This is a genomic window from Streptomyces sp. NBC_01463, assembly GCA_036227345.1.
GTDB lineage: Bacteria > Actinomycetota > Actinomycetes > Streptomycetales > Streptomycetaceae > Streptomyces.
In genome coordinates this window covers 598432-621174 of the sequence record CP109468.1, presented here as the reverse complement: position 1 = coordinate 621174, position 22743 = coordinate 598432, and the positions used below count along the sequence as shown (strand labels likewise).

General features: G+C 70.0%; 20 protein-coding genes and 1 pseudogene. 18 read left to right on the top strand and 3 right to left on the bottom strand.

Annotation, left to right across the window (positions count from 1 at the left end):
- Positions 1 to 128 precede the first annotated feature (128 nt).
- From OG521_02720 to OG521_02710, 3 genes and pseudogenes are all read left to right on the top strand, one after another.
- Entirely contained in the window at positions 129 to 923 is a 795-nt protein-coding gene (locus OG521_02720; GenBank protein WUW19750.1) for an alpha/beta hydrolase, read from the top strand.
- Positions 920 to 2197, top strand: a complete 1278-nt coding sequence (locus OG521_02715) for a cytochrome P450 (protein WUW19749.1) — start codon at positions 920 to 922, stop codon at positions 2195 to 2197. Before OG521_02720 ends, OG521_02715 begins: the two co-directional genes overlap by 4 nt.
- Positions 2198 to 2308: 111 nt before the next feature.
- A pseudogene (locus tag OG521_02710) lies at positions 2309 to 2615 on the top strand (aminoglycoside phosphotransferase family protein).
- A 309-nt stretch (positions 2616 to 2924) separates the two neighbouring features.
- Here OG521_02710 and OG521_02705 read toward each other — a convergent pair.
- Positions 2925 to 3473, bottom strand: a complete 549-nt coding sequence (locus OG521_02705) for an SUKH-4 family immunity protein (protein ID WUW19748.1) — start codon at positions 3471 to 3473, stop codon at positions 2925 to 2927.
- Positions 3474 to 3485: 12 nt separating this feature from the next.
- Positions 3486 to 7328 (bottom strand): hypothetical protein, encoded by a 3843-nt coding sequence (locus tag OG521_02700; protein ID WUW19747.1) that lies wholly within the window; start codon positions 7326 to 7328, stop codon positions 3486 to 3488.
- A gap of 29 nt (positions 7329 to 7357) precedes the next feature.
- Here OG521_02700 and OG521_02695 point away from each other — a divergent pair, with 29 nt between their 5' ends.
- From OG521_02695 to OG521_02635, 13 genes are all read left to right on the top strand, one after another.
- Positions 7358 to 8920, top strand: coding sequence for a phage tail sheath subtilisin-like domain-containing protein (locus tag OG521_02695; protein WUW19746.1), 1563 nt, complete (start codon positions 7358 to 7360; stop codon positions 8918 to 8920).
- 69 nt (positions 8921 to 8989) lie between these two features.
- Entirely contained in the window at positions 8990 to 9433 is a 444-nt protein-coding gene (locus OG521_02690) for a phage tail protein (GenBank protein ID WUW19745.1), read from the top strand.
- The gene (locus OG521_02685) at positions 9433 to 9879 is read left to right on the top strand and encodes a hypothetical protein (GenBank protein WUW19744.1); all 447 of its coding nucleotides are present in this window, start codon (positions 9433 to 9435) and stop codon (positions 9877 to 9879) included. Before OG521_02690 ends, OG521_02685 begins: the two co-directional genes overlap by 1 nt.
- Positions 9876 to 10019: a hypothetical protein gene (locus OG521_02680; GenBank protein ID WUW19743.1), complete on the top strand. Its 144-nt coding sequence runs from the start codon at positions 9876 to 9878 to the stop codon at positions 10017 to 10019. The genes OG521_02685 and OG521_02680 overlap by 4 nt, the downstream gene beginning before the upstream one ends.
- A gap of 1411 nt (positions 10020 to 11430) precedes the next feature.
- Entirely contained in the window at positions 11431 to 11778 is a 348-nt protein-coding gene (locus OG521_02675) for a hypothetical protein (protein WUW19742.1), read from the top strand.
- Positions 11779 to 11838: 60 nt separating this feature from the next.
- Complete coding sequence (locus OG521_02670) at positions 11839 to 12276, top strand: phage tail protein (GenBank protein WUW19741.1); 438 nt, start codon at positions 11839 to 11841, stop codon at positions 12274 to 12276.
- Between the two features lie 5 nt (positions 12277 to 12281).
- A complete protein-coding gene (locus tag OG521_02665; GenBank protein ID WUW19740.1) occupies positions 12282 to 13085 on the top strand; it encodes a LysM peptidoglycan-binding domain-containing protein in 804 nt (267 codons plus the stop codon).
- On the top strand, positions 13082 to 14989 hold the full coding sequence (locus OG521_02660; GenBank protein ID WUW19739.1) for a VgrG-related protein: 1908 nt from the start codon (positions 13082 to 13084) through the stop codon (positions 14987 to 14989). The genes OG521_02665 and OG521_02660 overlap by 4 nt, the downstream gene beginning before the upstream one ends.
- A gap of 103 nt (positions 14990 to 15092) precedes the next feature.
- On the top strand, positions 15093 to 15374 hold the full coding sequence (locus OG521_02655; GenBank protein ID WUW19738.1) for a PAAR domain-containing protein: 282 nt from the start codon (positions 15093 to 15095) through the stop codon (positions 15372 to 15374).
- Between the two features lie 6 nt (positions 15375 to 15380).
- Complete coding sequence (locus tag OG521_02650) at positions 15381 to 15815, top strand: GPW/gp25 family protein (protein WUW19737.1); 435 nt, start codon at positions 15381 to 15383, stop codon at positions 15813 to 15815.
- Complete coding sequence (locus OG521_02645) at positions 15812 to 17803, top strand: putative baseplate assembly protein (GenBank protein WUW19736.1); 1992 nt, start codon at positions 15812 to 15814, stop codon at positions 17801 to 17803. The genes OG521_02650 and OG521_02645 overlap by 4 nt, the downstream gene beginning before the upstream one ends.
- Before the next feature lie 4 nt (positions 17804 to 17807).
- A complete protein-coding gene (locus OG521_02640; protein WUW19735.1) occupies positions 17808 to 18374 on the top strand; it encodes a phage tail protein in 567 nt (188 codons plus the stop codon).
- Between the two features lie 608 nt (positions 18375 to 18982).
- Positions 18983 to 19507: a hypothetical protein gene (locus tag OG521_02635; protein WUW19734.1), complete on the top strand. Its 525-nt coding sequence runs from the start codon at positions 18983 to 18985 to the stop codon at positions 19505 to 19507.
- Between the two features lie 74 nt (positions 19508 to 19581).
- On the opposite strand, the gene OG521_02630 is transcribed toward OG521_02635, so the two are convergent.
- The gene (locus OG521_02630; GenBank protein ID WUW19733.1) at positions 19582 to 20832 is read right to left on the bottom strand and encodes a hypothetical protein; all 1251 of its coding nucleotides are present in this window, start codon (positions 20830 to 20832) and stop codon (positions 19582 to 19584) included.
- Positions 20833 to 20957: 125 nt separating this feature from the next.
- Here OG521_02630 and OG521_02625 point away from each other — a divergent pair, with 125 nt between their 5' ends.
- Entirely contained in the window at positions 20958 to 21410 is a 453-nt protein-coding gene (locus OG521_02625; GenBank protein ID WUW19732.1) for an NAD(P)H-dependent oxidoreductase, read from the top strand.
- A gap of 165 nt (positions 21411 to 21575) precedes the next feature.
- A complete protein-coding gene (locus tag OG521_02620) occupies positions 21576 to 22664 on the top strand; it encodes a substrate-binding domain-containing protein (GenBank protein WUW19731.1) in 1089 nt (362 codons plus the stop codon).
- Positions 22665 to 22743: the final 79 nt, after the last annotated feature.

The following is a 22743-nucleotide window of genomic DNA, read 5'->3' as shown; positions in this document are numbered from 1 at the left end:
GCTTCCCCTCGGCCGCCTGACACATCCCTCCGCGTGTTCCCTTGCGCGGGCCGGTGGATGACGCCACCGTGGGCGGGCGGACGTGCTGTTGACCGACAGACCACCGCCGTACTGCGACGGGAGCCGACGTGACTGCTTTGTCTGTACTGCCTCATACCCTGCACGGCGAGGGTCCGCACAAGGTGATCGCGGTCCACGGCTGGCTCGCCGACCGTTCCGCGTACGACCCGGTGCTGGCGGACCTCGACGTCGCTACGTTCCAGTACGCGGTGGTGGACCTGCGGGGATACGGCGAGGCGAGGGATGTGGGCGGCGCCTACACCACGGCTGAGGGTGCCGCCGACGTGCTTGCGCTGGCCGATCGGCTCGGCTGGGACCGCTTCTCGCTGATCGGCCATTCGATGGGCGGTTCCGTCATCCAGCGGACGCTGGCAGCCGCGCCGCAGCGGGTGCGCAGGATCGTCGGTGTGTCACCCGTCCCCGCGTCCGGCCTGCCCCTGCCGCCTGAGCAGTGGGAGCTGTTCGCCGAGGCGGCGCAGAACCCGGGCAACCGTCGGGCCATCCTGGACATCACCACCGGAGGCCGACGCCCGGCCGCCTGGCTGGACCGGATGGTGCGTCGCTCGGTCGAGTGCAGCGACGTGAAGGCGTTCCGGGCGTGGCTGGATTCCTGGGCGGGCGAGGACTTCCACGACCGGATCGACGGTTCGCCGGTGCCGGCCCTGGCGGTGGTGGGGGCTCTGGACCCGGCCCTCTCCGCGGATCTGCAACGTTCCACGTGGATGCGCTGGTTCCCGAGCGCCGAGCTCGTGGAGCTGCCGTCGTGCGGCCACTACGCGATGGACGAGGCTCCGCTCGATGTCATCCGGGCGGTGGAGGACTTCCTGCGGGCGGACCCGGAGGGTGGCGAGGCGAGCGCGTGAGCGGGCCCCTCTCCCCGGTATCCGTCCCGGACGTCTTCGATCCGAGGCAGTACGCGCTGGGCGTCCCCCACGACCGCTACCGCCACCTGCGCGACCACCACCCCGTCGCGTGGCAGAAGGAGCCGGAAGTTCTGGGCTGGCCGGCGGGCCCGGGCTTCTGGGCGGTCAGCCGGCACGAGGACGCCGTCCGCGTACTGAAGGACTCGCCCACGTACTCCTCGTACCTGGGCGCCACCCAGATCCGCGACCCGGACCCCGCGGACCTGCCGTTCATCCGCCGGATGATGCTCAATCAGGACCCCCCGCACCACCGGCGACTGCGTACGCTCGTCAGCCGCGCCTTCACCCCGAGACGCGTGGACCACTTCGAATCGGTCGTAAGGGAACGAGCCCGCTCCCTCCTCACCCGCGCGATCACCGAGGCACGGGCCGCTGACGGCACCTGCGACCTGGTCACTCAGGTCACCGACGACTACGCCCTGCTCAACCTCACCGATCTGCTGGGCGTACCGGCCACCGATCGCGCGCTCCTCCTCCACTGGACCCAACGCGTCATCGGATATCAAGACCCGGACGAGGCAGGGACGCCGACACTCGGCCCGGACGGCAAGCCGGTCAACCCGCGCTCCCCGGCGTCACTGCGCGACATGTTCGACTATGCGCACACGCTGGCGGCACACAAGCGCCGACACCCTGCCGACGACGTCATGACGGCCCTCGCCACCGACCCGGAACTGACCGCACCCGAGCTGGAGATGTTCTTCTTCCTGCTGGTGGTGGCGGGGAACGACACGGTACGCAGTGCGGCCCCAGGCGGTCTGAACCTCCTGGCCGAGTACCCCGAGGCGTACGCTCGCCTGCGCATCGGCGAGGTGGGGTTCACCACCGCAGTCGACGAACTGCTGCGTCGCCACCCGCCCGTCCTCACCTTCCGCCGCACTGCGGCGGCGGACACGGACCTGGCGGGCACGCGCATCCGCGCCGGCGACAAGGTGGTCGTCTTCCACGCCTCGGCCAACCACGACGAACGCGTCTTCCCCGACCCGTTCACCCTGGACCTCGCCCGCTCCCCGAACCCGCACATCTCGTTCGGCGACGGCTCGCATGTCTGCCTGGGCGCGCACTTCGCGCGCTTGCAGCTGAGGGCGTTGTACGAGGAGGCGTGCCGGGTACTCCCTGCCGGGCCACTCCGGCTTGAGGGCCCACCACGTCGCCTGGTGTCGAACTTCATCAACGGGCTGAAGTCGCTGCCGGTGCGGGTGGCCGATGAGTGACGCCCGCTGTCCTCATGGCGCGAGTCCTGTGCTCCCGCTGCGGCGGATTCTGAGGAGAGCTCCTGTCCGGCAGCAGGGAGTGGGCCCGAGGCTCCAACAGCGGAACACCACTGGCTGGCTGTCGATCCCAAGGGGTATGTAGGGGATCCCGCCTATGGCGGCGGCACGTTGCTGACGTCCCGCGCGCTGACGCTCTCTGAAGCGGATGACCTGGGTAAGGCTTTCCAGCGCGGCGTGGATGTTTTCGCCGAGGCCGCGGGAATCGACCGTGAACGCGTCCGGCGGTGGGCCCAGTTCAATGCCTCTAGGCTGCATTCTGGGGCCGGTGCCACGGTTTTCGTATCGCCCGTGCCGGACCACGGCTGGGCTCACCGAGTTCGCCGCCCGCCTGGCGGATCTGCTCACCGGACGCTCGTAGAGCGTGATGGTGATGGCCGGGTCCGGTCGGGGGGCGAACGAGTGTGGCCACCTTTGATCATCGTGAGTTGTGCGGACTGACGATGAGATGGCGGCCACAGGCCACAGCATGGATCCCGACCGGTTGCGGGAGGCGTTCGTGGTGGCCATGAGTGGGCCCGGGAAGGCCGGCCCGCACGGAATGCAGCGCCGGCGGCGACTCGATCAGCAGCGATCCCTCACCAGCCACCACCGGTGACAAGTCGCATCCCGGACGGGAAGATTGTGCTCTACAGCTGGGTTTTTAGGGACTTGCTGCTGAGGCAGAAGGTCACGCATCGAAAATGCTTCGCAGCATTTGATCCCAGTAACCGTTGGTTTGGGTCGGTGCTCCGGAGTCTGTACTCGCCAGATTCATCAGAAAACCTTGGAGGAAGTCATCGAAGGATGGGGCAGGAGAACTTTCGGTCTCTTCGAAATCGTTAATTTGTTTCTGAATCTTGCAAATGAAATCGATAAAGAACTGAAGGTGCGTGTTGATCCGCTCCGTCGATTCGTCATTCCAGGAAAATACCTCTCCCGTGCTTCCGTCGAGGAGGATTACTCCTGAATGGGTGCCTGCGCCGAGGTAAAGCAGGTCATCAAGGTTCGACCGGCTTTCCCCGCCAGCCTCTTCGCGCGCCTCTTTGAGAGTCTTGATTCCCTTGCTGATGTCATGGAAGAAGAGGTCATTTCCCAATTGTTGCGGGATTCCGAGCTCGGAAAGGAGAGTCGTGACCTTTTCGTCGGGCGCCCGCGCAGCGAGTCGGAGGCGGGCTCCTCTCCGTATGCCGATGCCTTCATAGGAAAAGACGTCCAGATATTCGACCGGATCGATCACGGTGATTCACTCCTATGTGGAATCGGCGTTTTCTATCTTCTTCTTCGTTTCCTCGATGGCGGCGTTCAACGCGTCGGTTCTGGCTTTTAGGGTGATCTTCTGATTATCGGTCAATTTCTCGTCGGACAAGTTCGACGAGTCCAGGACCCCAACCTTGACTTTTGCGTCCTGGAGAATTGCAAGTGAGAGCAATCCTTGGTCCCTTTTTCTTCTGATCTTAAGCCATTCCTCGTCCTTGGGGTTCCCTGGGCTGTCCTCGGTTCGCCCCCAGTATCGGTCGGGGTCCGCTTCCAGTAGCATCGTTCTTTCCGAGGCGGGTGTCAGGTTGCTTTCGTTGAGGAATAGTTCGACCATCTTTCGATTTCGATCGATCCAGGATTCAGAGACCGTGGCCGGTCGGGGGTTGCTTCCGCCGATATTCCCGCCCTGATAGAACGTGGAGAACTTGGCGGTCGCGTTTATTGCGTAACCGGCGTCGGTGAGTTCCTTGACAAATGTTGCCAAATAGTCTGCGCACTTGACGCAACAATTGTATCCGACATGCAGGTCAATTTTAATGATCACGTCGCCGGGTTTTGCTCCACTGGCTTCCAGTTCGCCCTTCTTTGCTTCCCAGAAGGATTTAAATATGGCTATTACGGTTTCTTCGGCGTGTGCGATTTCGCTGACCTTTGCTTCTTCGCGTGCGGACACCTTCGGTTTGTTCTTGGAGGGCCCGAAGAGTATTCCGTCGATTTCATTGATCACGATGCTTCCTGTCGCCCAGGCCTTACCACTCACTGTGATCTCGGAGTAAGACATGAGGTGCTGAACATTCTCCTTGTTCGGGTCGAATGTAAACGAAGGGCTTTCGTCGGCCGGGTTTACTTTTGCCAGTACGAGAAATGAACCGCCTGGGGCCGGTTCGATGGTGAGTGACTTAACTCCTTTCTTTTTCCATTTCTCTAAGGATGAGCTTATTATTTGAGGTAGGTCCTTCGGGTTCTTTCCTGATATGATCTTCTTGTAGGTGTCTCGGGATGCATCGTTGGCTATCTTTGCCTTTTGTTGTTGGGTGAGGTTTTCTGTATCTCCTTCCTTGGTGGAATTTCCTGATGATGGTTTCGGCTTTGCTTTCTCCTTCTCTGGTTTGGGTCGGAATCTCCTGGCCTTCTTGGCAATGAAGTCCACGATCTTGTCGATCGCCCGGTTCACCGGCCGCGCCACCGCATGGAACACGCTCTTGACCTTGTTGGCCAGGCTCCCGATGCCCAGCAACGACGCCAGGAAACCGATCAGCAGCGGCACGCTCGCCGCCAATGCCGCCTCGACCATCTTCGGGACGCCTGCCTGGCCGCCGTTGGCTATCGCCACCACCGCGTCCAGCACCGAGTTGACGAACTCCGCTATCTGCGCGCCCTGCGTCACGACGAAGGTGACGATGTCGATGATTCCCTTGACCGCGCGGACGAAGGCGGAGGCCGGGTTGAGCAGGGAGAGGATCCATGTGACGCCCGCGATGATGACCGTCGGGATCAGGTAGCTCGTCAGCTTTTCCAGGATCGTGGCCTTGAGGTCGCCGGCCTCCGCCTGGATTTCCTTGACCGCGCCCGCCGGGCCCTCGCTCGCGATGTTCTTCGCGACCGGGACCGACGTCTCGACCGCCGCCATCGCCTCGTCCGGGACGCCCTTGCGGGTGACGCGGGCCTTGATGTTGTCCCAGGTCAGGCCCAGCAGTGAGCCGATGAGCTGGATGATGCCCTTCATGTCGAACTTCTGGGGGAGTTCGAGGCCCGCCTTGACCGCGGTGCCGAGGAGCCAGGAGACGACGCCCGTCTTCAGGTGCTCCGCGATGTTCGTGACGAAGAGGTTGAGGCCCGCGCCCACGGCCCTGACCAGGTTGCCCAGGAAGCCGATGGGGTCCTTGATGATCTTCATGATGGCGCCGGCGGCCTTGGCGAGGATGCCCAGGAGGAGGTTCTTCAGCTCGTTGATCGTCTTGATGGCGCCGACGATCGCGTCCTTCGCCTTGTCGATCAGGCCCTTGTTGGCCTCCTGGAGTTTCTTTATTTCTTCGTCGATCTTGTTGAGCGCCGCCGTGTACTTGGACGCCAGGTCCTGGACCAGCTGCTCCGACTTCTCGTTGACCGTCGCTTCCAGGTCGTCGAACTTCCCCGCGAAGTCCTTCGCCGCCTCCTCGCCGAACTGGCGCAGGTCCGCGGGGAGTTTGTCGACCTCCGCCTTGAGTTCGGTGCGGCCCTTGGCGATGCGGGCCTTCGCCTTGCCGAGTTCCGTGCCGATGATGTCGGCGACCGAGGAGATCACCGTCTGCATCTGGGCGACGTAGAGCTTGCGCGCTTCCTGGTAGAGGTCGTTCGCCGCCTCGGGGAGGCCGGCGAACTTGTCCTTCACCCAGCGGGCCTTGCCGGTCCAGCCCGAGTAGCGCTTGTCCTTGTACTTCTTCATCCGGCGCTTGTGGTCCGCCGTGAACGCGTCCCTGGCCGCCTTCTCGCCCGCCGTGAACGCCGTGTCGACCTTCTTGTCCAGGTCGGAGAGCGTGGTCTCGACGTCCTTCTTCGTGCCGTCGTAGACCTTCTGGAGCTTCGCCGTGACCTCGGCGCGCTTCTTCTCGTCCTTCGACTTCGTCTCGCCCTTGCCGCCGTCCACTTGCTGGCCGGCCTCGCCGCGCGTCGCGGTGAGGGCCGTCATGGCGGCCGCGCCGGAGGCGGCCGCGCCGGCCTTGGCCGTGGTGAGCTGCTGGTTCTCGGCGGCCCTGCCCTTCGAGGGGGCCTTCTCGGAGTCCGCCTCGGCCGTCTTCTTCGCGGAGAGGGCCTCGTTGAACTCCGGTTCGTTGCCCTTGGCCAGCTGGTCCTCGGTGACCTCGGCGTCCGCCATCTCCTTGTCGTTCTGCGCCGGGCCTTCGGAGAAGTCGGTGACGGCCGGCGGCTGCTTCGCGGGGATCGCGTCCGACGCGGCAGGGGCGCCGGGATTGCCCGGCGGCCGGTCCGGGGTGAGGGGAGTGACCGGTTTGTCCTTGGCGGCCGAGGTGTCCGGTGGGGCCTTCGTCGCCGTGTCTATGTCCTTGGCCGACGACTCCTTGCCGTCCGTGACCTTGCCGTCGACCTCCGCCTTGACCTTCTCGGCCTTGCCCGACTTGGAGAACTTGTCGGCCTCGTCGAGGTTTTTCGGCGCCTGGGCGTCGATCGCCTTGTTCACCGCGTCGACGAACGCCTTCTTGTCGAACTCACCGGGCTTCGCCGCGTTCATCTTCTCGGCGTTGGCCGCCTTGCCCTGGGCTTCCTTGTCGTCAGGGGGTGCGACCGCCGCGTCCTGGGACGCCTTGGACTCCGCGGCCGCAGGCGGGTGGACGGCGATGTGCGTCTTCTTCGCCGCCACGGCCGCCTTGAGGCTGCGGAAGCCGGGGGCCTGGGCCGGGGCCGGCTTGACCGGGGCCGTGTAGCGCTGGGCCACCAGTCGGGAGACCGCCGCGTTGCCGGCCGCCCGTTGCAGGCGCTGGATGCTCCGGCGGTCCGGGGCCGCGGCGGACGGGGCGGGGGCGGCCCGGTCCGTGCGGGGGGCGGCGTCCGTACGGGGCGTTTCGGGTGGGGTCTTCGCCGGAACCGCCTTCATCCGTCCCTCCCGCCAGCCACCGAACCGCCCGGACGTGGTGTGCCAGGCTGCCGCGCGCGTACCGGGCGGGTCGAGCGCGGGCGGACCGCGGCCGGGGCACGCCCCCGTGGTGCGGGAGGCGCTCGCGGATTGCCTCATCGGGCAGCCGCCGGTGCACGGCGGGGCGGCCGAGTATCCGTTCCCGGTGATCGTGCGACTGGCGAGAATTGCTCGCGGTCCCCGGCCGTGAAACGGGGCGAGGAACATGTCGAGGAGCGCGTCAAGGAGAGGCTCATATGCCGTCGTACCTGTCCCCGGGCGTCTACGTCGAAGAGGTCGAGTCCGGATCCCGGCCGATCGAAGGGGTGGGCACATCGGTCGCCGCCTTTGTCGGCTTCGCCCAGCAGGGTCCGTTCGACGAGCCGACGCTCATCACGAACTGGAGCCAGTTCGTCAGCACCTTCGGCGACTTCGTCGACGGCACGTACCTCGCCTCCTCCGTCTACGGCTTCTTCGCCAACGGGGGCGGCATCTGTTACGTCGTGCGCATCGACGAAGGAGCTGACGGAGCGGAAGGGGCCGAGCGGGCCGAGGGACTGGACAGCGGTGCCGGTGCGCCGGCCGTCGGGGCCGAGGTCCAGATCGGGCCGTACGCCGTCAAGCCCCGGGCCGGCGTGACCGGTGAGATCAGCGTGGAGGTCGCGGAGGCCGAGGGCGACGACCCGCCCTCCGACGTCTTCCAGCTGATCGTCAGGCGGGACGGGCAGGTCGCGGAGACGTACCCCTCCGTCACCACCAAACGCAGCAAGGAGAACGTCGCCACCCGCGTCAACGCGAAATCCGAGCTCATCGAGATACGCGAGACGGGGCGCGGCGCCGCCCCCGCCAGGCCCGAGGTCCAGACCGTCGCACTCGCCCCGGCCGCCCCCGCCGCAGGCGGTGCCGGAGCGCTCGCCCCCGAGGTGTACGTCGGCGACGCCGACCGACGCACGGGGCTCGGCGGGCTCGAAGCGGTGGACGAGGTCACGATGATCGCCGTGCCCGACCTGATGGGTGCGTACCAACGCGGCCTGCTGGATCTGGAGTCGGTCATCGCCGTGCAGCAAGGGCTGATCACTCACTGCGAGTTGATGGGCGACCGCGTCGCCATCCTCGACCCGCCGCCGGGACTCTCTCCCCAGCAGATCAGGGGCTGGCGCACCGACCGGGCCAACTTCGACTCGAAGTACGCCACGCTCTACTACCCCTGGATCAGCGTCGCCGACCCGTCATCCGGCCGCGCCACCCTCGTACCGCCGAGCGGGCACATCGCGGGAATCTGGGCGCGCAACGACGACACGCGCGGGGTGCACAAGGCGCCCGCCAATGAGGTGGTGCGCGGGGCCGTGGCGCTCCAGACGCAGCTGACCAAGGGCGAGCACGATCTGCTGAACCCGATCGGGCTGAACTGCATCCGCTCCTTCCCCGGGCGCGGCATCCGGGTCTGGGGCGCACGCACCCTGGCCTCCGACCAGGCCTGGCGCTACCTCAACGTCCGGCGGCTCTTCAACTACCTGGAGGAGTCGATCCTCTCGGGCACGCAGTGGGTCGTCTTCGAGCCCAACGACGATGCGCTGTGGGCACGTATCCGGCGTACGGTCTCGGCGTTCCTGGTGAACGAGTGGCGCAAGGGCTCCCTGTTCGGGCTCACTCCGGACGAGGCGTTCTACGTGAAGTGCGACCGCGAGACCAACCCGCCCGAGAGCGTCGACGCGGGCCAGGTCATCTGCGAGATCGGCGTCGCCCCGGTCAAGCCGGCGGAGTTCGTGGTGTTCCGGCTGTCCCAGCTGACCGGCGGCAGCGGGGGTGTCGACGAGTGACCCGGGCGCCGGCAGCACCTCGCTCAGCAGTGACCGGCCCGTCCTCCCACCTGGCGTAAGGAGCCTGTTGTGCCACTTCCCGATCTGGACAGTTCCGTCGGGCATTCCTTCGGCCTGGAGTTCGACAGCGTCATCATCAAGCAGATCACCGAGGTCAGCGGTCTGAAGATGGAGCAGGACGTCATCGAGCTGAAGCAGAACACCGCCGACGGCAAGTACGCCATCAAGAAGCTGCCCGGCCGGCCCAAGGCCGGTGAGGTCACCGTCACGCGCGGCCTCACGGAGGACAACAGCTTCGAACGCTGGATCAAGGACTCCCGGTTCGGCCGCATGATGAGCGCCCGGCGCAACGGAGCGGTCATCGTCTACGACTACGAGGGCCTGCCCATCAAGCGGTACAAGCTGATCAACGCCTGGCCGAAGTCCCTGGAGATCGGCACGCTCAAGGCCGGTGACACCTCGGTCCTCACGGAGAAACTGTCGATCACCTACGAGAGCATGGAGCTCGACTGATGCGGCGCTCGGTCCAGTTCCAGGCCCCTCAGCGGGAGCCGACGGAGCGGGGGGAAGGTGCCGGGCGGCCCGAGCCGTTGCGCACGGAGTTCGCCTTCGACCTGCCGCGCGGGTACGTCGACGAGTCGGGCACCGTCCACCGTTCCGGTGTGATGCGGCTCGCGACGGCCCGGGACGAACTCGTGCCGTTGCGCGACGACCGGGTCCGGGAGAACTCCGCGTATCTGTCGGTCGTGCTGATCTCCCGCGTCGTGACCCGCATCGGGACGGTCGAGGACATCCACCCCGGTGTCATCGAGGACCTGTTCGCGTCCGACCTGGCGTTCCTCCAGGACTTCTACCGCCGGATCAACGCGGAGGGGCACACCCGCGCCGCCGTCTCGTGTCCGTCCTGCAAGGAGGAGTTCGCGGTGGATCTCGCCGGCGGTCGCCTGGGGGAATCGTGACGTACGCGGCCGACCTCCTCTACGAGGAAGTCGCGTACCTCGCCTACCACTTCCACTGGCCGCTGGACGACCTGCTGGACCTGGAACATCCGGAACGACTGAAGTTCGTCGCACAGATCGCTCGCCTCAACGGGCAGTAGCGGGAGCGCGGGAAGGGCGGGAGATTCCATGGGACTGATGTCCTGGCTGCGCGGCGGTCGCGCCACCGGCGACGCGTCCTCCCCGGCCGTCGTGGACGCTCCGCGGCCGATGGGGCGCGACCGCGTCGATGTGAGCCGTCTGGCGCCTGTGCAAAGGTCCGTCACCGCGCAGGACCTCGTCATCGACCCCGGCGGATTCCAGGCCGCTTTGACGACTCGTCGGGAGACGGCACTCGGCACGCCGCTGGGGCACTTGGTCAGCCCGGACGCGCCCGCGGGGCTGGTGCGCGGAGTCGCCCTTGCGGCGCCCGGAGTCGCCCTTGCGGCGCCGGGGAGCCCCGCCCCCGCGGTGCAGCGGGCCGTCGAGATGCCGCTGCGGATGCCGGGCAGGTCCGCTCCGGTGGCTGTTCAGCGCCACTACGGGGAAGACGCACCGTCCCTGACGTCAGCAGGGAATTCCTCGGCCGTGGCCGGTCTTCCCGTACGGCAACTGGTCGGCGAGCAGCCGCTCGTACAGCAGGCGGAACACGTCGAGCACCCGGCGATGGGCGCGGAATCCGGAGGGGAGGCTCTGCCCGGTGCGGCTGCGGTGCAGCGCACCGTCGGTTCCCCGCCGGCGCGGCCGCCTCGGCGTACGCCGGGGCTCGGGGCGCCGCTGCCCGGTCTGCCGCCGACCGCGCAGCGCCGGGCCGTTCGTTCGTCTTCCCCACAACTACCTTCACTCCGGCCTCCGTTGGTGCAACGGGATGCGGCCCCGGATGCGCCGGTGGACGATCCGGCTGTTCCGGCGGACGGCGGGACACCTGCCGCTCCGGAGGTGCAGGAGCCGTCCGAGCCGTCAGAGACGGCCGAGCCTCTCGCCCCGTTGCTCGGTGATGCCCCCTCGGTCGGTGTGATGTCCGGCGGAGATCCGGGCGGGGAGAGCATGGTGGCCCCGGCCTCCACGGACCGCACTGTCCCCGTCCAGCGCTCCGCGGCCGATTCGGCTCCCACCCCCGTACCTCCGAACACCCCCGTACCGCCGCCCGCAGTCGGCCCCACGGCGCCCCTTCTCGGCGAGCGCCCGTTGTCCCTCCGCGCCGCCAGCGCTCCGGACGATGCCGGTCCATCGGCCGCGGCGGCCGTGCAGCGCGCGTCCGAGGGCGGTGGCGGGGTGCAGCGGATGCCATCAGAGCCCGGCGGCCCGCCCCTGTCCGTGATTCAGCCGTCCGCCGTGCCCGTACGGTGGACCGCCCCGGCTCCGGGAGCGCCTGCCGGTCCGCCGGCGGCCCTCTTGCAGCGTGAAGTGTCGCCCGTACCACGGCACACGGGCGGGGCGCCGCCCGTGCCCGGCCCGGCCGCCCGTACCGGGGGCCGTGCAACGTACCCCACCGCCGGCTCCGCCGCCGTGGCGGCCGGAGTTGCCCAGCGCATGGCCGACGGGAGCGTCGTCTTCGCGGCCGCGCCCCTGCACGGGACCTCGCGGCCGGTCGTCCAGCGGGACGCGGAGATCGCCGAGGAGCCGCCACCTCTGCCGGAGCCCGAGCCGCCTCCCGTGACGGATTCCGGAGCCGAGGAGGGGCCGGGGCCGGAGGGCGGTCCCTCCGGCGACGTGTCCGCCGGTCCGGAGACCCGCACCGGGGCGCCGCTGGGTCAGGGCGCGCCTCCCGTGACGGACGAGCTGGTCCGTGCTCTCTACGGGCCGCTCAGCCGGCTCCTCAAGGCCGACCTCCGGCTCGAACGCGAACGCGCCGGATTCCTGATCAACACCCGCCACTGACGATCAGCGCCCGTACCCGAGTCACTGAGCCACCGAGTCATCGATCGAGAGGCACGTGCCATGGCCACCTCCCCGGACGACGATCCCGCCGTCAGCGTCTGCTTCGTCGTGACCATCGACGACATCGAGCTCGGGTCGTTCAATACCTGCGACGGGCTGGGCTGCGAAGTGGTCCTCGAAACCCGGGAGGAGGGCGGCAACAACGGGCATCTGTGGCAGTTGCCGACCCGGCTGAAGTACTCCAACGTCAAGCTGTCCCGGCCGCTCACCCGCGAGACGGAGAAGGTCGCGCGCTGGTTCGCCACCATGACGACCGGGTTCAGCCGCAAGACGGCGCACATCGAGGCGCGGACCGGGGACGGGCGGAAGGTGGCCCAGTGGGGGCTGCTGGAGGTCGTGCCCGTGCGCTGGACCGGGCCCTCGTTCACCCCCGAATCGCCCAAGGTCGCGATGGAGACGATCGAGATCGCCCACCACGGTTACGTGATGGAGGGCTGAGCGGCGTGAGCGGCGCGGGACCCATCGCCTTCAGTGCCGCCGGTACGTCCGGAGCGGCGTCCTCGGCCAAGGGCGGCTCGGCCAGGCCCAAGCTGGAGCACGCCTACCTGGAGCTGCGGACGCCGCCCACCGGGGGCGGGCTCACGCCCGGCGGACCGTGCGGGCGGATCGACTTCCAGTTCAACCCCAAGGAGCTGAGCCTGACCAAGGCCGCCTCCTGGAAACGCACCCCGGCCAAGGGGGCGAAGAGCTCGGGCCCGCCGGAATACCAGGGGTCGCAGCCCAGCAAGCTCACCGTCGAGATGTTCTTCGACGCCAGCGACACGCAGGACACCCGGGTGGTCACCTCGGTGGAGCAGCTGTTCGCCTGCTGCGTGCCCACGAGCGAGACCCGCCAGCAGCAGCGGTCGTCACCGCCGTGGGTGGTCTTCCACTGGGGCGGACTCACCGGATTCCCCGGGTACGTCAGCCAAGTCGCCGCGAAGTACACCCTGTTCACCACGTCCGGGGTGCCGATCCGGGCCGTCTGCCAGGTCACCATGGAGGAGATCAGCGGGGAGACGCCCGGCCAGAACCCGACATCGGGCGCGCTCGCCGCCCGGCGCGTGCACCGGGTCGCCGCGGGGGACTCGCTGCCTTCGCTGGCCCACCGGGAGTACGGGGACGCCGGCGCCTGGCGGATCATCGCCGAGGCGAACCGTATCGACGACCCGCTGCGCCTCGCACCGGGAACGCAGCTCCTGCTGCCCGCCCTCGACGAGCTGAGCAGACTCGGCGGCGGCGAAGCGGACCGGGGGCCGGTGCGATGACCCAGCAGGGCGTGGCCACCGCGCTGGTGGTGGAGTTCAACGGCACCCCGCTTCCCGCGAAGTTCGTGAACACCCTTGTCGAGGGGTACGTCGACGACAGCCGTACGCTCCCCGACCTGTTCCTGCTGCGGTTCCGGGACCCCGACCGGGTGCTGCTGGAACAGGCCGGGCTGAGGATCGGCAGCGAGGCCCGGCTGCTGGCCAGGGCGGGCGGTGACACCGCTCCGAAGCCGCTGCTCGAAGGCGTCGTCACGGCGCTCGAGGTGGAGCTCGACGAGACCGGCACGTTCACCGTGGTGCGCGGACTCGACGAGTCGCACCGGCTGCTGCGGGGACGGCGCGTCGCCAGCTACCAGAACATGACGCTCGCCGACATCTGCGGCCAGGTCGCCCAGCGCGCCGGACTGAAGCCGGGGACGGTGGACGTGGCCGGCCCCGTGATCGAGCACATCGCCCAGCCCAACGTCACCGACTGGGAGTTCGTCCGCGGGCTCGCCGAGGAGGCCGGTGCGCAGGCGTACGTACGGGACGGACAGCTGCACATCACCCGTCCCGCCGAGGCGAGCGCGGCGCCGGACGGATCCGCGCGCGCCGGACGCAACGCCCTCGTCCTCGAACTGGGCGACAACCTGTTGCGCTGCCGTGCCGGGGTGTCGGCCGCCGAGCAGGTGTCCGAGGTGGAGGTGCGCGGCTGGGACGTCGGCGCGAAGGAGCCGGTGGTGGGCAGGGCCCCGGCCGGAACCTCGACGACGCTGGAGCTCGGCGTCACGGCGGCCGACGTGTCCGCACCGTTCGGTGAGGCGCGGTTCGTGGTGACCGACGCGGTGTACGGGGCGCAGGCACAGGTGGACCGGGCGGCGAAGGCACTGGCGGAGCGGATCGCCGGGTCGTTCGCGGAGCTGGAGGCGGTGATCCGGGGGAACCCCGAGGTCAGGGCCGGCAGCGCGGTGGCGCTGAACGCGGTGGGGGCCCCGTTCGAGGGCCGCTACACCGTCACTTCGTCGCGGCACGTCTTCGACGCCGTACGCGGCTACGAGACCTGGATCACCGTGTCCGGGCAGCAGGAACGCTCGCTCTTCGGGCTCACCGGAGGCGGGCAGGGGACGGCCGGTGCGTCCGTGGGTGGGGGGCGATGCGCCGGACTGGTCAGCGGGACGGTCACGGACACCCAGGACCCCGAGGGATCGGGCCGGGTGAAGGTGCGCTTCCCCTGGCTGTCGGACGAGTACGCGAGCGACTGGGCGCGCACCGCACAGTCCGGCGGGACGGGCGGCGGCGAGGCCTTCATCCCGGAGGTCGGGGACGAGGTGCTGGTCGGCTTCGAGCACGGGCACCTGGACCGTCCGTACGTGCTGGCCGGGCTGTACAACGGAAAGGACCGGCCCGGGGGCGGCGGTGGTGGAGGCGCCCCGGCCGCTGCCGGGACTCCCGGCGACGGCGGCGATCTCGTCGATCCCACCACCGGCGCGGTGAACCGTCGCGCCTTCGCGTCCAAGAGCGGAAACCAGCTCGAACTGCTGGACGCGGCGAACGGCCCGCAGGGCGTCAGGCTCCGTACCGGCGACGGAAAGCTCACGATCGACCTGGACCGGCGGGGCACGGCCGTCGTCATCAACAGCGACGGCAGCGTGACGATCGAGGCCAGGGAACAGGTCTCCGTCAAGGCGGCCAAGGGCGTCGCGCTCGACGCCGGCGCAGGGGCCCTGGAACTCGCCGGCGACAGCGTCACGGTGACGTCCCGCAGCGGGGTCGCGGTCGACGGCGGGAACGGCGGGGTCGCGCTCTCCACCGGCGGCGCGGTGGAGGTCCGGGGCGGCCAGGTCACCGTCGAAGGAAGCCGGCGCACGGACGTCAAGAGCGGCGGTTCGGTCTCCGTCAACGCGCCGCTGATCAAGCTCAACTGACCTACAGGGACCGGCTGATGATCAAGTTCGGCCGGCCTGCCGCGATCGACCGCCGGTCACGCTCGACCGACCTGCCGCAATCAGGGGAAGAGGAGTACACCGCATGCCGTCAGCAGCAGCCGCACGGGTCACCGACCCCACCGGTCACCCCGGCACGGTCGGACCGCCCGGAGTGGTGTCGGTGCTGATCGGCGGGAAGCCCGCCGCCACCGTCGGCACCGCCCATCTGTGCGCGTCCCCCCTGGCCCACCCGCCGTCCACGATCGCACCGCCCGGCAGCACCACCGTGCTGATCGGCGGGAGTCCGGCCGCCCGGGTCGGAGATCTGAGCGGCTGCGGGTCCCCGGTCGTGTCGGGCTGCGCCACCGTGCTGATCGGGGGCTGAGCCGGTATGGGACAGCAGTTCATCGGCGCGGGCTGGGCCTTTCCGCCGCGCACGGATGCCACCGGCTCCATCGCGCTGGTGCGCGGCGAGCGGGAGCTGGAGGAGTCGATCCGGCTGATCCTGGCGACCTCCCCGGGAGAGCGGCCGATGCGGCCGGAGTTCGGCTGCGCCGTCAACGACTACGTGTTCGCGCCCGCCGACGCAGGGACGGCGGGGCAGCTCGCGTACGAGGTCCGGCTGGCGCTGGAGCGCTGGGAGCCCCGGATCGAGGTCGCCGAGGTCACCGTCCGGTTCGACGAGGCGGACAACGGGGTCCTCTACATCGACATCGGCTACTCGGTACGCGGCTCCAACGACCCCCGCAATCTCGTCTTCCCGTTCTACGTGATCCCGCAGCACGCGCAGGAGACGAGCCCCGACGACGAGGAGGCAGGCGCGTGACGCTGCCCAGTCCCCATCTGGACGACCGCCGCTTCCAGGGCCTGGTGGACGAGGCCAAGCGCCTGGTCCAGCAACGCTGCCCGGAGTGGACCGACCACAATGTGTCGGACCCGGGTGTCACCCTCATCGAGGCGTTCGCCACGATGGTCGACCAGCTCGTCTACCGGGTCAACCGGGTGCCGGAGAAGAGCTATCTGACCTTCCTCGACCTGATCGGGGTGCGGCTGCACCCGCCCACCGCCGCCCACACCGAGGTGACGTTCCGCCTCTCCGCACCCCGCCCCGAGCCGGTCGTGGTGCGGGCCGGCACGGAGGTCGCCACCGTACGGACGGAGACGGAGGAGGCGGTCGTCTTCACGACCGCCGAGCAGCTGACGATCACCCCCTGTGCCTTCGCCCATCTCGCCACCTGGCCGGTGTCGGGCGAAGCGGCCGACCGTACGGAGGAGCTGGCGATCGGCCGGGACGTGACGTGCTTCGGGGCGACCCCGGCACCCGGCGACTGTCTGTATGTCGGCCTGTCGGCCGCGGTGCCGGCGGGAGTCGTCGTCCTGCGGCTGGACTGCAGGGTCGAGGGCGTGGGCGTCGACCCGCTGCGGCCGCCGCTGGTCTGGGAGGCCTGGGACGGCACCGCCTGGACGGCCTGCGAGATCGAGAAGGACGACACCGGCGGCTTCAACCGCTCCGGCGAGCTGATCCTCCACCTGCCGAGGACACACACCCCCGCAGCCGTGGTGCGGCGCACCGGAGGCTGGCTGCGCTGCCGCCTGATCGAGGCGGAGCCCGGCCGGCCGGGCTATCTGGCACCGCCCGTCGTCCGCCGGATCACCGCCTTCACCATCGGCGCGACCGTGCCCGCCGAGCACGCCGAGACCGTCACCGACGAGGTGCTCGGCGCGGCGGAAGGCGTGCCCGGCCAGGCGTTCGCACTGGCCCGTCCGCCCGTCGTGCCGGGCGACTTCGTGGTCGAGGTGGCCGGTCCGGCGAGCGGACCGGAACCGGAGTACACCCGCTGGACCCGGGTCGACGACTTCGCGCACTCCGGGCCCGACGACCACCACATCACCCTCGACCCGAACTCCGGCCGGGTCGAGTTCGGCCCGGCGGTACGCGAGCGGGACGGCTCCATCCGCTACTACGGCGCGGTCCCCGCGAAGGGCGCCACCGTCCGGGTGCGCTCCTACCGCACGGGCGGCGGCCTCCGCGGGAATGTCGCCAGGTCGACACTGAAGGTCCTGCGCAGCGCGCTCCCATACGTGGCCCGGGTGGAGAACCGCCGGCCGGCCCTCGGCGGCGTCGACGGCGAGAGCGTCGACAGCGCCCGGGTGCGCGGCCCGATGACGCTGCGCACCCTGCACCGCGCCGTCGTCCCGCACGACTACGAGCTCCTCGCCCGGGACATCGCCCCGGACGCGGCCCGCGTGCACTGCATCCGGGCCGATGAGCACGAGGGCGGGAACGCGGGCGGGGGCGACAGCGACGGCTCCGCCCACGGGGTGAGGCTGCTCGTCGTCCCGGCCGGCCGCAGCGACGAGCAGGGCCGCGTCGAGTTCGACGAACTCGTTCCTCCCGAACACACGCTCCGCCTCATCGCCGGTCACCTGGAGGCCCGCCGCCCGATCGGGGCCCGCCTCGTCGTCGAGCCGCCCTTCTACCAGGGCGTCACCGTCGTCGCCTCCGTGCAGGCCGAGCGCGGAGCGGAGCCGGATCGCGTCCGGGAGACGGCCCTGGCCGCGCTGTACGGCTACTTCAACCCGCTGTCCGGCGGGCCGGGCGGTCAGGGCTGGCCGTTCGGCCGGCCCGTCCAGTCGGGCGAGGCGTTCGCCGTGCTCCAACGGGTGCCGGGGGTGGACCTGGTGGAGGACGTACGCCTCTACCCCGCCGACCCGGTCACCGGCGAGCGCACCGACGCCACCGCCAAGATCCCGCTGGACCGGCACGCCCTGGTCTTCAGCTACGAGCACCAGCTACGGGTGAGAGGAGCCTAGGCCCATGCGTACCGGCGTCACCGGCCTCCCGACACCGCACCCGCTGATCGACCAACTCCCCTCCGTCTACCTGGAGCAGGACTTCCTCCGGCGCTTCCTCGCCGCGCTCGACGACGTCCTCGCCCCGGTCCTGCTCACCCTCGACAACCTGCCCGCGTACCTGGATCCGCGCAGCGCTCCGGAGGACTTCCTGGCGTGGCTGGCCCAGTGGGTGGCTGTGGAGCCGCACGAGGACGGCCCGACGGCGCGGCGCCGGGAGACCGTACGGGGCGCGGTCGCACGGCACGCCCGGCGCGGTACGGCGGGCGGGCTCGCCGACGCGGTGCGGCTGGAGACGGGCACGGAGCCCGAGATCACCGAGAGCGGCGGAACGGCCTGGTCGACCGTCCCGCAGACCGTGCTGCCCGGCCGGGCCCGCCCCTGGGTGACGATCCGGGTCCGGGAACCGCACGGCCGGGCGGTCGACCGGGTGCGGCTGGAGGAGCTCATCGGCACGGAGGTCCCGGCCCATGTGGGCTACACGCTGGAGATCCTGCCCGGGGCCGGGGACATGGAAGGAGGTGCGCGGTGATCTGCGAGAGCTGTGGTCACCGGAACGCGCCGGGGCGGGAGTTCTGCGCGTCCTGCGAGGCTTTCCTGGCGTGGGAGCCGGATGAGGCGGGCGGCGCCGGTGGCCTGGACGGCCGGGCCGGCGAGAGGCGTGGGGGCGGTCCGGCCCCTGCTCCGGGTGCGACTGACCCGGGAGTCGGGGGGCCCGTGCCCGCCGTCCCGCCCGATGGCTCACTGCCCCGCCCCGCGCCGGCGCCCGCTGCGGTGAACCCGCCTGCCGGCCCTTCGCCGCAGGTGACGGCCGCTCCCCGGCGTCCCGGCGATGCTCCCGAGGGGCCCGCGCCCGGGCCCGAGGCATGGCCTCCCGGCCAGGGGTCCGACGACCCCGCTCCACCCGGGCCGGCGCCGACGGCCGGCGGCGTGCCACGGGTGTGCCCCAACTGCCGTACCGAGAACGCTTCCGAACGCACCTACTGCATTCGGTGCGCACTGCTCCTCGACCCGGGGCCGCCGCCCGGGCTCCGTCCGCCGTGGTGGCGACGCATCCTCCGCCGGGGGCGGGGCAGAGGCCGTGCCGCCGGTACACGCCCCCGACGGGGACGGCGCAGGCCGAGGTTCGCGCTGCCGCTGGTGCTGATCCTGCTGGCGGTCGGCATCTGGTTCGCACTGCCGTATCTGCCCGGCCTGTTCGGCTTCGCCAAGGAGGAGACGGGTGCACCGGAGTCGGTCGTGCCGTCCGCGTTCCGGAGTTCCAGCGCGGCGTCGGGGCATCCGGCACGTGCGGCCTTCGACGGCTTCAACAATCGCTACTGGGCTCCGGGGGAGACCGGCGACGGTGCGGGGGAGTACCTGGAGTGTACGTTCGCCCAGCCGGTCCGCCTGCTGAAGATGGTGGTGTTCTCCGGGACTTCGGCCCGCAAGGACGAGTTCCTCACGCAGGCCAGGCCGGCCCGGCTCACCGTCGTGCTGACCTCGAAGGACGGCAAGAAGACCACGCGTACGATCCGGCTGACGGACCAGGCGGGCCAGCAGACCTTCGACCTCCGCGGATCGGAGACCGTCAGCGCGCGCCTCACGGTCGACTCGGCGTACGGCACCGGCAAGGGCCGCCGAGTGGCCGTGGCGGAGGTCGAGTTCTTCGGCCAGGGATCGTGACCGCCACGGACCGCGGCCGCCACTGTGTCCCGGCTGCCGGGGGTTCCGCCTACGACCGTGCTTCGCCGTTCCCTCTACCCGGCCGTTCCGACTCCCGGCCTTTCCGACTCCCGGACGAGGTGCGTCAGACGCAGGAGCAGCCCGTCGTCCCCGAAGCCGCCCGCCTTGATCAGCACCGGAAGCGAGGGCTGCCCGAGCGGCGTGCCACGGGCGACGCCGGGCTCGGGTTCGTCGAGCAGGTCGATGCCGTGGATTCCCAGGGCCTCGAACACGGTCGCGGCCGTCTCCCCGCCCGTGACGACGAGCGCGTCGGCCAGACGTTCTTCGGCCGCGGTCCGCACGACTGCGGCCAGGGAACGGGCGAGCACGTGTGCGGCCTCCGGCGCCCGGCGTTCATCGGGCGTCTGCAGGGCGAGGACGGGCGCGGTCAGGCCGCGCAGTGCGGCCACCGCCGCGGCGGGGTCGTCACCGACGGTGACCCCCTGCACGTCGGGCCGGGCGCGGAGCGCGGCGAGCTGTCGCCGGGTCGCCGGGTTGGCGCTGCCGACGACGACCAGCGGGCGGCGGGCCGGTGCGGGGGCGGGAGCGGCCTGACCGGCGGCGGGTGCGCAGCGCCGGGCCAGGGCGGCCGCCAGCCCTGGGGAGCCGACCCACAGCACGTCGTCGAGGTGCGGGACCGCGGCGACGAGACGGTCGAGATCGCCGTCCGTCGCCGCGGAGCAGACGATCAGGCCGCCCCCGCCGGTCAGCCCGGGCAGTTCGGCCGCCCGCTCCGGACCGAGCACCACGGCCTCGGGGAACACCGTCGCCAGGTCCGAGCACCGCACGGGGTGGACCGGATCACGGGCGAACTCGCTCTCATGGACCGGGACGCCCCGCACGTACTGCACCGATCCGACCGTCACCCGGCCCTCCGCGGGAAACGCGGGAGCCATGACGACGGCGGTGCGTCCCGATCCGGCCCACGCGGCCCGGACCTCCGCCGCGACATGGCCGCGCAGGGTCGAGTCCACCGTCTTGAGCAGGAGCGCCGAGCCGGCGAAGCGCCGGGCGGCCTGTCCGGTACGTGTGGCGGCCGGGGTCTCGTCCAGCAGCCGGGTTCCCAGGTCGACCGCGGTCACGCCGGGGCCACGCGTCGTGGCCGCGCCAGGGTCCTGCGGGGGCACCGTCCCCGTAGCCGAGAGGATGATGCGCGCCCCGTGGCCGGTCCGGCGAAAGGGTGCGGCGCCGTCGCCCGCGCTGGTGAGGTCGTCCGCGAGGATGCCGATGCCCCGCCGGTCGTCCGTGCCGGATGTCATGCCCACCTCGTCATCTCTCGACGTCATCGCCCCACATCATCCCTTCACGGCCGAGTCGCCGAATCCCCGAGTCGCTTCATCGACCGGCACGGGAGCGCGGGACGGCGGACCTCGCTTGCGGCCACGCCACCGGCACGGCAGGGTTCCGGGGTGTGGCCACTCTGCTGATCGTGCATCACACACCCTCGCCGAACTGCCAGGCGCTGTTCGAAGCCGTCGTCTCCGGTGCGACGACGGACGGGATCGAGGGCGTCCGGGTCGAGCGCCGCGCCGCGCTCGCCGCGACCGCGTCCGACGTGCTGGCCGCCGACGGCATCCTGCTCGGGACCCCGGCCAACCTGGGCTATGTCTCCGGTGCGCTCAAGCACTTCTTCGACCAGGTCTACTACCCCTGCCTGGACGCGACGCGCGGCCGTCCCTTCGGGTACTACGTGCACGGCGGCAACGACGTCACCGGGGCCGTGCGGGCCATCGAGTCGATCACCACGGGCCTGGGGTGGCGCCGCGCCGCCGACGCCGTGACGGTCACGGGAGAGCCCGCCAAGGCCGACATCGAGGCGTGCTGGGAGCTGGGTGCCACCCTCGCCGCCGGTCTCACGGACTGACCCGCGGATTCCGGGCCCCGCGCCCGCAGGGCCTCCGCGGCGGCGCGATGTCACCCGCTTGCCGGTCCCGGGGTTGCCGCTAATGTCGATATGTAGGCCATTTGTGGATTTTCGTTTCCGCGCTCTCCCGGTGGAGGGACGGCGCCGTACGAGAAGGAGCCTCCCATGACCCGTACATTGCGGAGCGCGATCGCCCTGGCCGGAGCGGCGGCCCTGTCGCTGGGCGCCGTGGCGACCAGCGGCGCGGCGCAGCCGGGGACGGGCCGCCAGGCCGACCAGGTGAAGATCGGCCTGCTGCTGCCCGAGAGCAAGACCACGCGGTACGAGAAGTTCGACCGGCCGTACATCGAGGACAAGATCAAGGAGCTGGCGCCGGGCGCCCAGATCGACTACTACAACGCCGCCGAGAGCGCGACCACCCAGCAGCAGCAGGTGAACACCGCCCTCGCCAAGGGCGACCAGGTGCTCATCCTGGACGCCGTGGACGCCAAGTCGATCCAGTCCTCCGTGCAGAAGGCCCGGGACGCGGGCGTGAAGGTCGTGGCGTACGACCGGCTCGCGCAGGGCCCCGTCGACGCCTACGTCTCGTACGACAACCACAAGGTGGGAGAGCTGCAGGGCAAGGCGCTCCTCGCCGCGCTGGGCAGCAAGGCCAAGAGCGGCGAGATCGTCATGCAGAACGGCTCGCCGACCGACCCGAACGCCGCCGAGTTCAAGGCCGGCGCCCACTCCGTCCTCGACGGCAAGGTGAAGATCGGCAAGGAGTACGACACCCCGAACTGGGACCCGAACAACGCCAACCAGCAGATGGCGGGTGCCATCAGCGCACTCGGCAAGGACAAGATCGTCGGTGTGTACTCGGCCAACGACGGCCTGGCCGCCGGCATCGCCACCGCCCTGAAGGCGGCAGGCATCAGCGTGCCGCTGACCGGCCAGGACGCCCAGCTCGACGCCATCCAGCGGATCCTGGCCGGCACCCAGACCATCACCATCGAGAAGCCGTACAAGCCGGAGGCGGACACGGCGGCTGCGATGGCGGTCGACCTCGCCCAGGGCAAGGACATTCCGAAGTCCCTGACGCCGACCACCGTCAAGAGCGGCAGCGGTGAGAAGGTCCCGGCCAAGCTGCTGACACCGGTCGTGGTCAACAAGGACAACATCAAGGACACCGTCGTCAAGGACGGTCTGTACACGGTCAAGGAGATCTGTACTCCGGCCTACGCCGACGCCTGCAAGAAGGCCGGCCTCCAGTAGCTCCCGCGCCCGGCCCACGGCCCTCATGACCGTGCACGGCCGCGCACGAACCCGGACGAGCCGCGACACGCGGCTCGTC

Bases quoted from the DNA above. Each gene is read 5' to 3' on its own strand.
- OG521_02700 (WUW19747.1), bottom strand. From the start codon at position 7,328: ATGTTCCTCGCCCCGTTTCACGGCCGGGGACCGCGAGCAATTCTCGCC.
- OG521_02695 (WUW19746.1), top strand. From the start codon at position 7,358: ATGCCGTCGTACCTGTCCCCGGGCGTCTACGTCGAAGAGGTCGAGTCC.
- OG521_02685 (WUW19744.1), top strand. From the start codon at position 9,433: ATGCGGCGCTCGGTCCAGTTCCAGGCCCCTCAGCGGGAGCCGACGGAG.
- OG521_02675 (WUW19742.1), top strand. From the start codon at position 11,431: ATGGCCGACGGGAGCGTCGTCTTCGCGGCCGCGCCCCTGCACGGGACC.
- OG521_02670 (WUW19741.1), top strand. From the start codon at position 11,839: ATGGCCACCTCCCCGGACGACGATCCCGCCGTCAGCGTCTGCTTCGTC.
- OG521_02660 (WUW19739.1), top strand. From the start codon at position 13,082: ATGACCCAGCAGGGCGTGGCCACCGCGCTGGTGGTGGAGTTCAACGGC.
- OG521_02655 (WUW19738.1), top strand. From the start codon at position 15,093: ATGCCGTCAGCAGCAGCCGCACGGGTCACCGACCCCACCGGTCACCCC.
- OG521_02650 (WUW19737.1), top strand. From the start codon at position 15,381: ATGGGACAGCAGTTCATCGGCGCGGGCTGGGCCTTTCCGCCGCGCACG.
- OG521_02640 (WUW19735.1), top strand. From the start codon at position 17,808: ATGCGTACCGGCGTCACCGGCCTCCCGACACCGCACCCGCTGATCGAC.
- OG521_02630 (WUW19733.1), bottom strand. From the start codon at position 20,832: ATGACGTCGAGAGATGACGAGGTGGGCATGACATCCGGCACGGACGAC.
- OG521_02620 (WUW19731.1), top strand. From the start codon at position 21,576: ATGACCCGTACATTGCGGAGCGCGATCGCCCTGGCCGGAGCGGCGGCC.